At 47.3% G+C, this 14,102-nt stretch carries 11 protein-coding genes; 8 read left to right on the top strand and 3 right to left on the bottom strand.

Annotated features, from left to right (window positions below; genetic code table 11):
- Nucleotides 1-513: 513 nt before the first annotated feature.
- Nucleotides 514-2,394, top strand: coding sequence for a molecular chaperone HtpG (htpG, locus tag GUA98_RS11530; RefSeq protein WP_193723092.1), 1,881 nt, complete (start codon nt 514-516; stop codon nt 2,392-2,394).
- 273 nt (nt 2,395-2,667) lie between these two features.
- Here htpG and GUA98_RS11525 read toward each other — a convergent pair whose 3' ends face one another.
- Nucleotides 2,668-2,826, bottom strand: coding sequence for a hypothetical protein (locus GUA98_RS11525; RefSeq protein WP_193723091.1), 159 nt, complete (start codon nt 2,824-2,826; stop codon nt 2,668-2,670).
- Between the two features lie 264 nt (nt 2,827-3,090).
- Here GUA98_RS11525 and GUA98_RS11520 point away from each other — a divergent pair, with 264 nt between their 5' ends.
- The 4 genes from GUA98_RS11520 (at nt 3,091) to GUA98_RS11505 (ending at nt 8,646) form a co-directional block, all read left to right on the top strand.
- On the top strand, nt 3,091-4,506 hold the full coding sequence (locus tag GUA98_RS11520; protein ID WP_193723090.1) for a deoxyguanosinetriphosphate triphosphohydrolase family protein: 1,416 nt from the start codon (nt 3,091-3,093) through the stop codon (nt 4,504-4,506).
- Between the two features lie 18 nt (nt 4,507-4,524).
- Nucleotides 4,525-5,571 (top strand): MsnO8 family LLM class oxidoreductase, encoded by a 1,047-nt coding sequence (locus GUA98_RS11515; RefSeq protein ID WP_227779585.1) that lies wholly within the window; start codon nt 4,525-4,527, stop codon nt 5,569-5,571.
- 331 nt (nt 5,572-5,902) lie between these two features.
- Nucleotides 5,903-7,615, top strand: a complete 1,713-nt coding sequence (locus GUA98_RS11510) for a methyl-accepting chemotaxis protein (RefSeq protein ID WP_193723089.1) — start codon at nt 5,903-5,905, stop codon at nt 7,613-7,615.
- 53 nt (nt 7,616-7,668) lie between these two features.
- Nucleotides 7,669-8,646 carry a TRM11 family SAM-dependent methyltransferase gene (locus GUA98_RS11505; RefSeq protein ID WP_415753023.1) on the top strand — a complete coding sequence of 326 codons (978 nt, stop codon included), beginning with the start codon at nt 7,669-7,671 and terminating at the stop codon, nt 8,644-8,646.
- Between the two features lie 125 nt (nt 8,647-8,771).
- On the opposite strand, the gene GUA98_RS11500 is transcribed toward GUA98_RS11505, so the two are convergent.
- The gene (locus GUA98_RS11500; protein ID WP_193723087.1) at nt 8,772-9,728 is read right to left on the bottom strand and encodes a D-2-hydroxyacid dehydrogenase; all 957 of its coding nucleotides are present in this window, start codon (nt 9,726-9,728) and stop codon (nt 8,772-8,774) included.
- A gap of 190 nt (nt 9,729-9,918) precedes the next feature.
- Here GUA98_RS11500 and thpR point away from each other — a divergent pair, with 190 nt between their 5' ends.
- Both thpR and GUA98_RS11490 read left to right on the top strand, forming a co-directional pair.
- Nucleotides 9,919-10,521, top strand: coding sequence for an RNA 2',3'-cyclic phosphodiesterase (gene thpR / locus GUA98_RS11495; protein WP_193723086.1), 603 nt, complete (start codon nt 9,919-9,921; stop codon nt 10,519-10,521).
- A 130-nt stretch (nt 10,522-10,651) separates the two neighbouring features.
- Nucleotides 10,652-11,512 carry a cell wall hydrolase gene (locus tag GUA98_RS11490; protein WP_193723085.1) on the top strand — a complete coding sequence of 287 codons (861 nt, stop codon included), beginning with the start codon at nt 10,652-10,654 and terminating at the stop codon, nt 11,510-11,512.
- Nucleotides 11,513-11,812: 300 nt separating this feature from the next.
- Here the strand turns inward: GUA98_RS11490 and GUA98_RS11485 are convergent, their stop codons facing one another.
- Entirely contained in the window at nt 11,813-13,033 is a 1,221-nt protein-coding gene (locus GUA98_RS11485; RefSeq protein ID WP_193723084.1) for an MGDG synthase family glycosyltransferase, read from the bottom strand.
- A 352-nt stretch (nt 13,034-13,385) separates the two neighbouring features.
- On the opposite strand from GUA98_RS11485, the gene GUA98_RS11480 reads away from it, so the two are divergent.
- Nucleotides 13,386-13,967 (top strand): TetR/AcrR family transcriptional regulator, encoded by a 582-nt coding sequence (locus tag GUA98_RS11480; protein WP_095288977.1) that lies wholly within the window; start codon nt 13,386-13,388, stop codon nt 13,965-13,967.
- The last annotated feature ends 135 nt before the right edge of the window (nt 13,968-14,102 follow it).

Raw genomic sequence — 14,102 nt, 5'->3', positions numbered from 1 at the left:
TGACCATTTCAGCTACACCAATCCGGGAAAAAGCCAGTTCGAATATGGATTCGAGCTGGCTTTTGTATTGTCTGATGGATTACGTTAAAATCAAATATGCGTGTATAAACGACGTGTTAAGCACCCATTTTGTTAAAATAACGCCCGGCGTATTGACACCCAATTTTGCCATATGTTATATAAAAGAAAGGGTTTAGCACTCCGGTCATCCGAGTGCTAACAAATGATGCTTTATACTACAGCGACTACATATGGAATGATTAATTTTGTTTCATAGAACGAACTTGGAGACTACACGGGAACGAAGCGTTCAGAACCAATTTGGAGAAGCGAAGTGTTCGCCTTTATCACCGGATTTTCCATTTATACTATTGGAATCAAAAAAATCTGGGGATAACAGCGATCGGAAAATGGTTCTGGTTAGCGAAGTGGCTTCGTGTAAAGGTAAATGGTTTGTTCTATAACTGCAAATCAATCATTCTATATCCCAAATTGAAAGGAGAACACCCATTCATGGCCAAGAAACAGTTCCAGGCAGAATCCAAACGTTTGCTGGATATGATGATCAACTCCATCTATACCCAAAGAGAAATCTTCTTGAGAGAATTGATCTCCAACTCCAGTGACGCCATTGACAAAATATATTACAAAGCCCTGACCGACGATACGCTTGTCTTCAACAAAGAGGATTACTACATCAAGCTGACCATCGACAAAGAGAACCGTACGCTCACGTTGACTGATACCGGAATCGGGATGAGTCAGGAAGAGCTGGAGAACAATCTCGGGGTTATCGCGAAGAGCGGCTCGCTGGCATTCAAAAAGGAAAACGAGGCCAAAGACGGCCATAACATCATCGGACAGTTCGGGGTTGGTTTCTACTCTGCGTTCATGGTGGCGGACAAGCTGACCGTAACGAGTAAAACGCTGGGCAGCAACGAAGCTTGGAAGTGGGAGTCTGAAGGTGCGGATGGATACACAATTACTCCAGCTGAGAAAGATTCCGTAGGTACGGAAATCGTCCTGACGATTAAACAGAATACCGAAGAGGATTCCTACGATGAGTTTTTGGAAGAGTATCGCCTGAGATCCATCATCAAGAAATATTCCGACTTCATTCGTTACCCGATCAAGATGGATGTGACAAGTCAGCGTCCGAAGGAAGGTACGGAGAACGAGTTCGAGGAGTACAAGGAAGAGCAAACCGTGAACAGCATGGTGCCGATCTGGCGCAAAAACAAAAGCGAGCTGACCGAAGAAGATTACAACAACTTCTATATGGAAAAACGGTACGGTTTTGACAAACCGCTCAAACACTTGCATATCAGCGCGGACGGCGCTGTGGTATACAATGCCATTCTGTTTATTCCGGAGAGCACGCCGTTTGATTACTATACCAAAGAGTACGAAAAAGGCCTGGAATTGTACTCCAACGGTGTCCTGATCATGGACAAATGCGGCGATCTGCTGCCGGATTACTTCGGATTCGTCAAAGGTATGGTCGATTCGGAAGACCTGTCCCTGAACATTTCCCGTGAAATGCTGCAGCATGACCGTCAGCTGAGCCTGATCGCGAAAAATATCAAAAACAAAATCAAGAGCCAACTGCAAAGCCTGCTGAAGGACGATCGCGAGAGCTACGAGAAATTCTATCAAGCGTTTGGGCGTCAGTTGAAATATGGCGTATACAGCGACTATGGCGTAAACAAGGATACGCTGCAGGATCTGCTGCTGTTCTCTTCTTCCAAAGAGAAGAAGCTGGTCAGCCTGGACGAGTACGTTTCCAGAATGCCTGAAGATCAGAAGTATATCTACTACGCATCCGGTGAGTCCATTGAACGGATTGAGAAGCTGCCTCAGATCGAGGGTGTACTGGATAAAGGATATGAAGTGCTGTACTTCACGGAGGACATCGATGAATTCGCGATCAAAATGATCATGAACTACAAGGAGAAAGAGTTCAAATCCATCTCCAGCGGTGACTTGGGTATCGAAGACAGCGAGGACAAAGAGAAAAACGAAGCAGAAGACAACGATAACAAAGAGTTGTTTGAAGCGATGCAAGCTCAGCTCGCAGGTAAAGTAAAAGCCGTCAAAGCTTCCAAACGCCTCAGAAGCCATCCGGTATGTTTGTCCACCGAAGGTGAACTGACCATCGAGATGGAGAAAATCCTGAAAGCCATGCCGAACAGTGAGAATGTACAGGCAGATAAGGTGCTGGAGATCAACGTTAACCACGATGTCTTCAAATCCCTGAAAGATGCTTACGCACAGGATAAGGAAAAACTGAGCCTGTACACTAGTCTTCTGTACCACCAGGCATTGCTGATTGAGGGCTTGCCAATCCAAGATCCAGTAGAGTTCACAAACGATATCTGTAAAGTGATGGTGTAATCGCATCACCCAGCTGAGCATTGCACTCGGCGCGCAGCTTCACGCGATCAGCACTCCATAAATAATAGGTCAGCAAGCGAGACGCTGACCATCTGCACCCGACAGGGAGATTCCGTCCCTGTCGGTTTTTTATTTTCTCCCCCTCCAAGGAAACAAATAGGAGACAGAGATCATGAAAGGGGGCGCACTTGAATTGAGATTGAGTTTGTCTTTTGCGACTTCCTACTGATTTAGATTCTAAAAATATACTACTTTTTAATGAAATCCATAGCGTTAAGCAGCGAAGTAGTGGAGGGGACGGAATCGATTCTGAAGAAGCGGAGCGGTCGCGTTTGTCTCCGGGTTTTTCCCTTGCCAAGGGAAATTCAGAAAACCTGGAGACAACAGCGATCGGAAGAACGATCCGTAACCGGAACGGCCACCGATGCTCATCAGTAATTTTCATCCTATCTTTTTGAGTTATCGGAATGATCTCTACAATACTCTGAATGTTTTATATTTTGATGTATTTCGATGTATATCATTATTCATTTAGGTGCACGGATGATAGTCTGTCGGGGTATAATAAAAGAAGAAGACTGTACATCACAAGTTGATGTGAGAAGAGATGACAATCACAGACAGGTTTTGCTTTTCGAAACGACGGATGTTGTGTATAATCACTCAAAATAGAGACAGTCGGCTAGGAGTGATCACATGCAATGGAACGATTTGAGAGAACATAGACAATATCCCGAACTTACCAAACTGGATGGAGCTCGTGCAGCGTATGAACGGGACTATTCAAGACTGATTCATTCACCGACCTTCCGCCGGTTGCAGGGCAAATCCCAGGTGTTTGGTGCCGGAACAGGCGACTATTATCGCACCCGGTTAACCCACTCCCTTGAGGTTGCACAGATCGCGCGAGAGGCGGCAAGAAGCCTGCTTCGTCGATACCCGCAAGTGGACTGGAGTCAGGCGGACAGCCCGGGGCTTATTATTGATTCGGAAGTGGTGGAATGTGCCGCAATTGCACATGATTTCGGACATCCGCCGTTTGGACATAAAGGGGAAGAAGTACTGGACGGCATATTGGATGACCTGATCAACACCGAGGTCAAGAAGATCATGAAGAAGAACCGCAGTGCGAAGTCACCCCAACAGGAGCCCGAGGTTCGTGCAGAGCTGAAGCGGAAATATGAGCATTTTGAAGGCAACGCACATAACTTCCGTCTCATCATGTTTCTGGAGAAGCGGGAGGACATCGATGGACTGAATCTGTCCGATGCAGTGCTGCTTGGAATCAACAAATATCCTTACCCGGGTACGGAGAGCAAGAAGGGGATGTATCATCATGAGTGGCAATATATCCACGAGATACGTAATCGCTGGAACATGCCGACTGGCAAAAAGACGCTTGAAGCACAGCTCATGGACCTCTGTGACGATATTGCGTACTCCGCACATGATCTGGAGGATGGCATTAAGGCAGGCAAAATCGAAGTGCATGAGCATTTCCTCCAGGATCCGCACATTCATCGCCTGATTGTGGATAAAATTACTACACTCGAGGATCTGTTCTGGAATGGATGGACGAGAGAGGCGATTGGGCAAAAGGTAGAAGAAGTGCTTGCTTCATTCCTGCGTGTCTGGAATGAGAAGATGCCGTTCTGCGAGCATGATTACTCCCGTACCCGCCGCGAAGTCAAGGCATACTGGGTCAGCCTCTTTGTGGGCAGCCTGGGCGTAATTGACGACGGGGATTGGAAGAAGGTCACGTTTGTCCGCGAAGGTGCAGAGGATCTTGATATGCTGCGCACGGTGAGTGTGCTCAAGAGCTTTGCCTGGGTGACCATGATTCGTGATCTGCGCGTACAGCGTCTGCAAAAACGCAGTGAATGGATGATCAAGCGCCTGTGGGATGCGTTCCTGGACCCGGAAACGTCCAAATCCATCATTCCATCCGACTGGCTGCAGCGCTATGAGAAGGATCAGGCGAAGGCTCATCCGATCTGGACATGGGAACACATGGTGATTGATTATATTGCAGGTATGACGGATGCGTTTGCCGAGAAAATATACAATGAATTGTACGGTCTGAAGGTAGGCTCCATCTACGATCTGGACTAAAAATAAGGAGTGAGGAGCTTGTATACAAACATCGGCACAGGCTCAAGTGAGCCGTTCAGTCTGGGCGTGCTCGACCTTGTGCCAAGGTTGAATGGAGCTGCAGCGGAAGAGGCATTGCAGCAGTCTGTATCCTTGGCTCAACATGCCGAAGCTTGGGGATATACCCGGTACTGGACGTCCGAGCATCATGATATGGAGGAACTTGCATCCGCATCGCCTGAAGTTTTGCTCTCGCATATTGGTGCGAGGACAGCAACCATTCAGCTGGGATCGGGTGCGGTGCTGCTGCCTCATTACAGTCCGCTGAAGGTGGCCGAGTCATTTCGGCTGCTGGCTGCACTGTACCCAGGGAGAATTGAGCTGGGACTGGGACGCGCGCCAGGAGGTGGGCCGCATGCCACCATGGCGCTAAGTGGCAATTATTTGCAGCATGTGTCCAAATTGGCTGAATCACTCGCGGCACTCACTGAATTGCTCGAGGATCGGTACAGCTATGAGGAGCATCGGGTAACGGCACGTCCAATCCCTGAACTTCCCGTATCCCTGTGGATGCTGGGTACCAACGTCAAGAGTGCCGAGTTTGCTGCACGGTTTGGCATGGGGTATGTGTTTGGGCAGTTTATGAGTGACGCCGATGGTACGGAAGCGGTAAAGAGGTATCGGGATGGGTTTATTCCCAGTAAAACAATGAGTAAACCCCAAGTGATGGCTGCGGTCAGTGCAATGTGTGCAGAGACAGAGGAGGAAGCTCGGGACTGGAGCTGCGAAATAGCAGATCGGCGAAGGCAGAGTGGACAAGATGTGCCAGCCCTGAACGCTCCAGAGAAGGAATCTAACTCTAGTACGGGGACTGGTGGTCAGATCAACATTGAGAAGGGCGAGGGTGAGGACGAAGCGCGCAAACATTTTGCAGGAACAGCGCCGCAGATCTGGGAACAATTCGGGCAGGTAAGCAAACGTCTGGGGACGAAGCAATTTCTGGTAGTTACAGCCGGACCTGATTACGAGCGAAGACTTGCGTCTTATCGGTTACTTGCCGAGTTTGGTAAAACCATGGTGAAGTAAGCGGTGCTCTTCCTGTTTTCATAGGATAATCCTCACAATTTAACATGTTGAAGGGTTGCAGATCGGTATTCTCCGCATGCTGCAGCTCTTTTCCATTTTATCTCGCTGATGCTTTCGCATGTATTCCTATGAAATCAACGTGTTTACGAGGCACAAGTTTTTACAAAACGAAGCATGTCTTAAACAAAATAATGTTATAATACTTTACGTCAGTTTACCCATAGATATATGATAAAAGAGTGTTTTGCAAGATGCCAAAAGAAGGGTAAAACCAAGACCAAAGAACCGAAAATTCGGAGGTAGGCCGAATCCGGTATAAGGGGGAAATCACATGTTCAGCAGATTCAAGATCAGGAGTATCGGTCTGCGTATCAGCATCGCGTTCTATTTGTTAATCCTCTGTTTAATTCTCCTTAGTGTCACCATTGTTATCCGGTTAAACTCTATGGAAGCCAACACCAATGAGATAACGGGGAACTGGATGCCTTCGATTCAGCAAATCAATAGGTTGAACTATACCACCGAACATATTTTGTCATTGAGTTACCGGCACTTTGATGCTCAGGATGGAGACAAGGCTGAACTCGCTGAAGAGCGCACCAACTATATTCGTGAAACGACACAGGCGATCAAAATATATGATCAGCAGGATAAGGCGACAGACGAACGGGAGCACTGGGACGCATTCAAGACGAAGTGGGCAGCTTACCTTAAGCTGAATACCCAAGCGATCAATTTGAGTGATCAAGGACAATCCCAGCTGGCGAAGGAAGTTTCGGAAAAAGGGGCTGAATCCTTCGATGCCATGCAGGTCGATCTGGACTATCTGGTCGAGTACAATCAGAATCAGTCGGATCTCTCGGCAGCGCAAACCATCAGGTCGGTGCAGAATGGTCGAATGATCATTATTGTAGGGGTGCTGATCATGATTGCGATCACGGCGATCGCGATTCCGATTATCCGTTCGCAGGTCGTGAAACCGCTGCTCCGGGTTATTAGTGCAGTGAAGCTGATTGCAGAAGGCCAACTGAATGTGCAGGATATACATACCAAGCACGAAGATGAAGTAGGGCTCTTGGCTAAAGCGGTAAACACGATGAAAGGAAATCTGACTTCCATGGTGTTGAATGTCAGACGTGTTGCCGAAGCGGTGAATCGTCAGAGCAACGAGCTGGCCATCTCTTCGGAAGAAGTCAAAATTGGAAGTCAGCAGATTGCCATTACGATGGAAGAGTCAGCTAAGGCTGCAGAGAGTCAGGCCGTAACGGCAGTTGAATCAGCACGTGCGGTTGAGGGATTGAACGAGCACATTCAGCAGCATGCCAATCAAGGGAGCAAGCTTAGTGCGATGTCAGAACGTGTGCTGGAGCAGGGATTGAATGGACGCAAGGCCATGGAGCAATCCGTGCAGCAAATGCAGCAAATTTCCGGGGCTGTCTCGGCTTCGATGGAGCGGATGGAGCAGCTAAACCGTAAAAACGAGGATATTTCCAAGCTGGTCCAAGTGATTCGTGACATCGCCAGGCAGACCAACCTGCTGGCATTGAATGCTTCCATTGAGGCGGCCCGTGCTGGAGAGAGTGGTCGTGGGTTCGCCGTGGTGGCATCCGAGGTACGGAAGTTATCGGAAGCGGTGCAGACTTCAGTGGAGGAAATTACAGTGATTACGGAAGATATCCAGCAGGATTCCCAGGGAGTTGTGGCTGAATTGCGTACAGGTGTCCGGGAGACTGAACTGGGGCAGGAACATGTACGAACGTCGGGGAATCTATTCCGGAATATTAATGAATCTGTGGAGGAAATGGTTCACGTGATTGGCACGATGACAGCCGGGTTGGAAGGCATGCAGGATGCAAGTGGACGCATGAATGATTTTAGCCAACAGATCTCGGCAGTATCGGAGCAATCTGCGGCAAGCGTAGAGGAAGTTTCGGCTTCGGCTGAAGAACAGGTAAGCTCCATGGAAACGATCAGCGGCAGCATTCAAACACTGAAGGAACTGTCGGATGACCTGCTTGCTTCCATCGAAAAATTAAAAATATAAACCTTCTTCTTATAATAGAAGAAACATGAAGGACGGCTGCAATGTTGACTGAAATCAATTCGACCGACATCACAAGAAGTTCAATCAACCAAGAGTACATCTATACGTTTGCCTGTCATGAGAATGAGCGTGAATTATGCTCGCTTGAGCTCCATACACTGGTTGGTTCCACACTGGAAATGAATTCGAATTTACGCTCATATATGCGGTCCAGTATATGCATTCCACCAGGCAGAAGTCCGTTTATTCATGGAAGGCTGGACGTGATATCGGAAGCGGATAGCGTGAATGATTTGCTTCCGGCTGCAGCGAAGATCGAATTGCTTTCGGAAGAAACGTTCAAAGTGGTCTGTCTGAAAGAAGGAGACCAGATGCCTGATTATGAACATTCCCGCCAGCTGGAAAGAGAAGTGGGAATGTGCATCAAGGGCAAGGCGCAGATGAAGCACCCGAAAGTGACCTTTGGACTAATACAAACAGGTAGAAAATGGATCCTGGGTCAGTGGACAGAAGCGGATCGATCGTGGCACAGTCATCAGCAGAAGCCGCAAAATTACTCCACAGGATTCGGAGTTGCACTGGCCAGATCTCTCGTTAACATAGCCGTACCAAACATCCTGAACCAGCGGCTGCTTGATCCATGCTGCGGCATGGGTACGGTAGTCATCGAAGCACTCTCCATGGGGATCGAGGCAAGAGGGAACGACCTGAATCCGCTGGCCATTCAGGGAGCACGCATCAATCTGCCGCACTTTGGTTATGATCCGGCTTGCCTTACGCTGGGTGACATGAATGAATTAGAGGGATCTTACGACGCAGCGATTTTGGATATGCCCTATAATCTGTGTTCCGTCCTTCCGGATGAAGACCAGCGCGTCATGCTCACAAGTCTGCGCAGGCTGGCGAAACGGGCTGTAGTTGTCTCCACGGAATGGGTGGAAGAGCATTTGCTTGCAGCGGGGTGGGAAGTGAATCAGTATTGCGCTGTGCGGAAAGGAACGTTTATACGTCACGTTTGGTTATGCACATAGTTATATAGTAGAAGAAAACCTCCAACTCGGAAGAAATGATTTCCGGGTGTGGAGGTTTTTTATATCCATTTTTAGAAATAATGATAAGGTATTTGTACAATTACGCATGGAAAATGGAGGACGAATTAGTATTTATGACTATAGTCGACCAGGTTGAGCGGCAGTGTTTTGCCCGCCAGGTAAGCTTCCAAATTTTCTACAAAAATATCAAGTGCCCGATCCGTATATTGCTCCGTACTTCCCGCGATATGGGGGGTAATTAACACATTATCCTTTTGCCATAATGGATGCTTCGCAGGAAGGGGTTCTTCTTCAAAAACATCCAATGCAGCATAGGCGACCTGACCGCTATCCAGTGCACGAATCAGTGCTTCAGTGTCTACACTTGGACCTCGTCCTACATTGACGAAGCAGGAGCCTGTCTTGAAATGTTCGAATGCGGTTTGATCATACAGATGATGGGTTTCGTCTGTGAGGGGCAAGATGTTGATGACATAATCACCTTTGCCGACAGCTTCATGAAGTCCGGACATATCGTACATATGATCGACATTAGGAACGTCTTTGCCGGACCGGCGAACCCCGATGACATTCATGCCAAACGCCTTGAGAATACGGGCAGCTTCGGTGCCGATCTCTCCTACACCAACAATGACAGCCGTTTTGCCGTGCAGCTCTGGCAGTGGTTTGCCGGGATTTTTCCACTCGGCTTGCTGTTGATGAAGCATGGCTTGTCTCAGCCAGCGGCTGTGCGATAACATCATGCCTACAATAATTTCAGTGATCGGGATGGCATGTACGCCATTGGCACTGGTCACCTGAATATTTTTTTGCTCCAAATCCGAGAAGGGTAGGTTATCCACACCTGCGGACCAGACCTGTACCCATTTCAGGAGGCTGTCCTTCTTCAGGGCGTGTTCGGTGACGAGTGGAGACCAGCCAACAATGATTTCGGCTTCTGTTAACTCGGCAGGGTCAATCTCCTTGGCTTTGCTGACGGTCAGCGTATAGCCGGGTGCGGCGTCTAAAATGCGCTGCTGCTGCTCCGCAGATAAAGATGGAAAACATACAATTTTACCCATAGTGTGTAACCTCCTGAATTCAATTGAGTTGTGAGATAAGTGTAGCAGATTTGAGAAAATGCTGCAGAAAGGCAGGAGTGCAGCCTCATGTGCAAGTGCTGACATTTGTGTCAATCTATAATTACCCAACTTGAAACAGGACATATGATTATGAAATAATAGAACGAACTTTAGAGAGGTGTATACGATGATGAATAACTATTCATATACGGATCTACCATCACGGCGGGAAAGATTATTTACGGCAATACGTCTTCCGGCACCTATTCAGGAATCCCTTCAACTCGATGCAGAAATGGTGAAGAACGGACTTGATTTTCGCAAATGGACAGACCATCGGGATTACCATATCACGCTGCAATTTCTGGGAGATACACTGGTGAGTGATATTGGGCATCTGCGGAAAGCGCTGCGCATGGCGAGTACAGGGATTCAGCCGTTTGAACTGCAAACTTCCGGGTGGGGAACTTTTGGTCTGAAAGATGCTCCGAAGGTGTTGTGGAGGGGTGTGGACGGCGAGCTGGAGACGTTGAATCTTCTTCACAAGCGGATTCTGGAGGCCACATCGACACTTGGATATGAAGCAGAGCTGAGACCTTACTCTCCGCACATTACAATTGCACGCAAATTTCTGGGTTTAGCTCCAGGAAATGAAGATAAAGGGATTTATGGGGTGCTTCCGGAACATTCCTTGGGTGCTAAATCATGGATTGTGGAGGACTTTGTACTTTATGTGACCAGGCTTGGACAATCGCCGATGTATGAGGTTGTGGATACGTTTTCATTTTCCTAAAACTCGTTTTTATGACATAAAATCACATTGACATTACGTTTATCCCTATGTAATATTAGCCATCGTTATTCAAATTCTTTTTTTTGGGTTACTTAGTTAAGGGAATTGTTCGACAGGAGGAATCTTACGAATGGATATTATAAGCAAGAATCGTTGGGTAGCACCGATGTTATCTGTGCTGCTTGTATGTATAGTGGGGGTTAATGTAGTCCAGGCAACTGGGAAATGGAACGAGGCAAGTGATAGTAAACAGATGACCGATCTGGCGGCTTCTGTGCAAAATAGCGCATCATCTTCTTCTGCTGGGGACAGGCGAATGATGTCAGACGGGACAAGTCTGTCTGCTGATTCATCGATTCATACAGCAAACTGGACGGCTTCATTGCCAGCCAAGGACTGGCTTACGGCTGCTCAGGAAGAACAGGAATTGAAGGAAGCCAAGGCCAAGCATAAGGCCAGAGCTGCTGCTGCGGCCAAAGCCAAAAAAGAAGCTGCCCTGAAATTGGCCAAAATAGAGAAGGCCAAAGCGGCTGCTGCTGTAACAACTCCCCCCCAAAAACTTTACTTTACGCGGACTGAGCTTTTGAACCAGGAGGACTCAAAACTTGCAACCTGGTCATACAGTGTGTCCGATAAAGAGCTGCTTCTGCTGCAAAAAATTGTCATGGCAGAGGCGGAAGGTGAACCGTACGAAGGCAAAGTGGCAGTTGCCAATGTTGTCTTAAACCGGCTGCGGTCAGCCAATTTTCCCGATACTATTTATAAGGTAATCTATCAGAAGTCTCAATTCAGCCCGGTAGCCAACGGACGTCTGAAGCGTGTAGTTCCCAATGAGGACAGCGTGAAGGCAGTGAATGCTGCACTGAATGGACGGAAGGAAGTCGCTGATGATACGTATTATTTCTTGTCATTAACGCTTGCCGATGATCTGACGGTTGCCCATTCGAAGAAAAAAGTGAAAACGATCGGTCATCATACTTTTTACAAGTAATTGATCTGAAAATTCTGCAAACAGGCAGGGTAGTTAATGTATTCACATTACACGAACCTTAGATAACACCTGAAACAGAGTTTTATTTCGGTATTTACATGGATCTCTTTCCTTTAAATTACCCTTTTTTCTGGTAAAACATACGTTTATTCTAAAGGAAATTGAAGAAGGTTCCCTTCCAAAATGAGAAGGGAACCTTTTCTGTATGCATTTCGTTTCAAATGAGTTGATGATAATCATAAGACATGTCTATCAACATTCAACACCCTCTTAGAAGAGCTCCAAGGGCCCTTAGAGGCCTTAGAATGGAATTCTGGTACCTGACAGCGTCGTGGCAGGAATTCCGGCCTTGAAGCGTTCCTTGGGCGTGGAGGGGAAGCCGGCTGCAGCCGGACACAATAATTCGTGCACAGCCTGTGCACAAGACGTTGGATCATAGGATGGTCTGTTCCACGGTTTGCGTACAACTTTCAGCTGGCTTTCAGCTTCATTCGGTGCTTTTGTCTGGTCACACAGCTCTTTGAACCTTGTGGTAATGACGTCTGCTGAATGTATCACCTGGCCGTATCCGGCTTGTACAAAATACTCGCAATTCTCTTCTTCCTGGCCTGGAAGCGGTGGAATAAACAACATCGGCAGCCCTTTGGCCAGAGCCTCTGTGCAAGTCATGCCGCCCGGTTTCGTAATAAGGACGTCCGATACGTCCATCAGCTTGCTGACTTCCCTTGTGTAACCGAGAATGCGGATGTTTGGATGCTGGAAGCAAGCCATCTCTTTCATCTTGGAGATCATCTTCTCGTTGCTTCCAAGGCAAAAAACAAGCTGCACCCGATCGGCCCAGGAGGTTAATAGTTTCATATGTTCTTCATCAAAGGAAAGCCCCCATCCACCGCCCATAAGCAGTGCGGTAGGCATATCCTGAAGCCCCATTTCCTGACGCAGCCGTACTTTGTCACCTGCTTCCCAAAAATCAGGATGCACGGGAATTCCCGTAACCTGAATTCGAGAGGGGTCGACTCCCCGAATCTCAAGTAATGCCTTAACCTGTGGGGTAGAGACCAGATACTGGTTCACTTCAGGATTGATCCAAGTACCGTGCACATCGTAATCCGTAATAACCGTATACAGTGGGATGTTCAGCCCTTGCCGTTTCAGTCTTGAAATGACCGCATTCGGAAATGGATGAGTGCAGATTACTGCATCCGGCTTCAACTGGGATACGACCTGCGCCGTCTGAGTATAGAAAATCCGATGCAAGGCGAGTTTGGTAAATCCGTTCAACGATTTATTATATTGTGTCCGATACAGCAAGCTGACCAGTTTGGGCTGGACGGATAATGTTTTTCGATAGGCGGAAAAGATAAGCGGAGCCACCGTCGGATTCAGGAATTTGCCAAGTTCGATAACGCGGCTATGGACGTGTGGACTGACCTTTTTGATGCCGCTTGCCAGTGCATGTGCGGCTTGGGTGTGACCGGTGCCGAAACCTTCGGATAATAAGAGCACTCTTGGTTTTCGCATGAGTTCACCTTTATTCATAAGTTTAAATTTGATCAATTCACCGTTCTGCCGTACCCTTCAATACATGAATATACAGCGAAACGGAAAATCATGTTCATTCCATAAATATTTACACGAAAGTTGATGTTCTGAGACAGTCCATCTTCGTTTAATCCGTATTATTGGAACCATCATACACTATAGACGACGAATGAATCACTTTCCACTGCATTTCGGTTAAAATAAATTAACACAAATTTGAAATGTTAGGGTTGCAATCTGTTGTCGAAGGTGATAATGTAAGTTTTGACCAAGTGACCAAATTGTATTTTTGGTCATTTTATAAGAGAAGATCAGTGAAGGAGGGGATATGATGGCTCCGATTGACCGGAGGCAGCAGGTCATTCATGCAGCAGCTCAGTCGTTCGCCATGTTTGGATACAAAGCTACCACGATGGATCAGGTAGCCAAGATAGCGAATGTAGGCAAAGGGACAATTTATACTTTTTTCACGAACAAGGAGCAGCTTTTTGATCAGATTCTGGTGGAAGTGATCCAGGAAATGAAAAATATTGCCCATCGTGAAGTGCGTCAGGAAAGTGCCTTTTTTGATAACCTGTTTCGTGTGCTGGATTCATTGCTGGAATTCCGACGTGATCATGATTTATTGGTGAAGCTATCCCAGGAACTAAAGGATTTTGGAACACTTCAGGCCAAGGAGGGTCTGGACAAGGTGGAGAAGGTCATTTCCGATTTCTTGTCCAAGGAACTGGAGAAAGCCAGAGACAGCGGTGAGATTCGGGATTGTGATCCGCAAGTCGTGGCCTTTATGATGATCCGTCTGTATATTGCGCTCACCTCGGATTGGAATAAACAGCACGAACCGCTCAGCAAAGAGGAAATCAAAAATTACTTTCGTCTTTTCTTAATGGAAGGAATTGCTGCCGTCATGTAGCTTCCAAATTTCTCTACTATAATATAGGGAGAATATGGAGTATCTTTTGCATGAAGGCAGTGAGCTTGCCGAGAGGCAGGTTTGTTTTTTGTCCTGAATTGACCGTTTGAGGAAAGTGGTCATTTCGTATTTCAG

It is taken from the genome of Paenibacillus sp. P13VS, from assembly GCF_015143645.1.
GTDB classification, from domain to species: domain Bacteria; phylum Bacillota; class Bacilli; order Paenibacillales; family Paenibacillaceae; genus Paenibacillus; species Paenibacillus xylanilyticus_A.
Note: the sequence above shows the minus strand (reverse complement) of the source record. Positions and strands in the feature narration are given on the sequence as shown.

Bases quoted from the DNA above. Each gene is read 5' to 3' on its own strand.
- GUA98_RS11490 (WP_193723085.1), top strand. From the start codon at position 10,652: ATGGATATTATAAGCAAGAATCGTTGGGTAGCACCGATGTTATCTGTG.
- GUA98_RS11480 (WP_095288977.1), top strand. From the start codon at position 13,386: ATGGCTCCGATTGACCGGAGGCAGCAGGTCATTCATGCAGCAGCTCAG.
- GUA98_RS11525 (WP_193723091.1), bottom strand. From the start codon at position 2,826: ATGAGCATCGGTGGCCGTTCCGGTTACGGATCGTTCTTCCGATCGCTG.
- GUA98_RS11500 (WP_193723087.1), bottom strand. From the start codon at position 9,728: ATGGGTAAAATTGTATGTTTTCCATCTTTATCTGCGGAGCAGCAGCAG.
- GUA98_RS11485 (WP_193723084.1), bottom strand. From the start codon at position 13,033: ATGCGAAAACCAAGAGTGCTCTTATTATCCGAAGGTTTCGGCACCGGT.
- htpG (WP_193723092.1), top strand. From the start codon at position 514: ATGGCCAAGAAACAGTTCCAGGCAGAATCCAAACGTTTGCTGGATATG.
- thpR (WP_193723086.1), top strand. From the start codon at position 9,919: ATGAATAACTATTCATATACGGATCTACCATCACGGCGGGAAAGATTA.
- GUA98_RS11510 (WP_193723089.1), top strand. From the start codon at position 5,903: ATGTTCAGCAGATTCAAGATCAGGAGTATCGGTCTGCGTATCAGCATC.
- GUA98_RS11520 (WP_193723090.1), top strand. From the start codon at position 3,091: ATGCAATGGAACGATTTGAGAGAACATAGACAATATCCCGAACTTACC.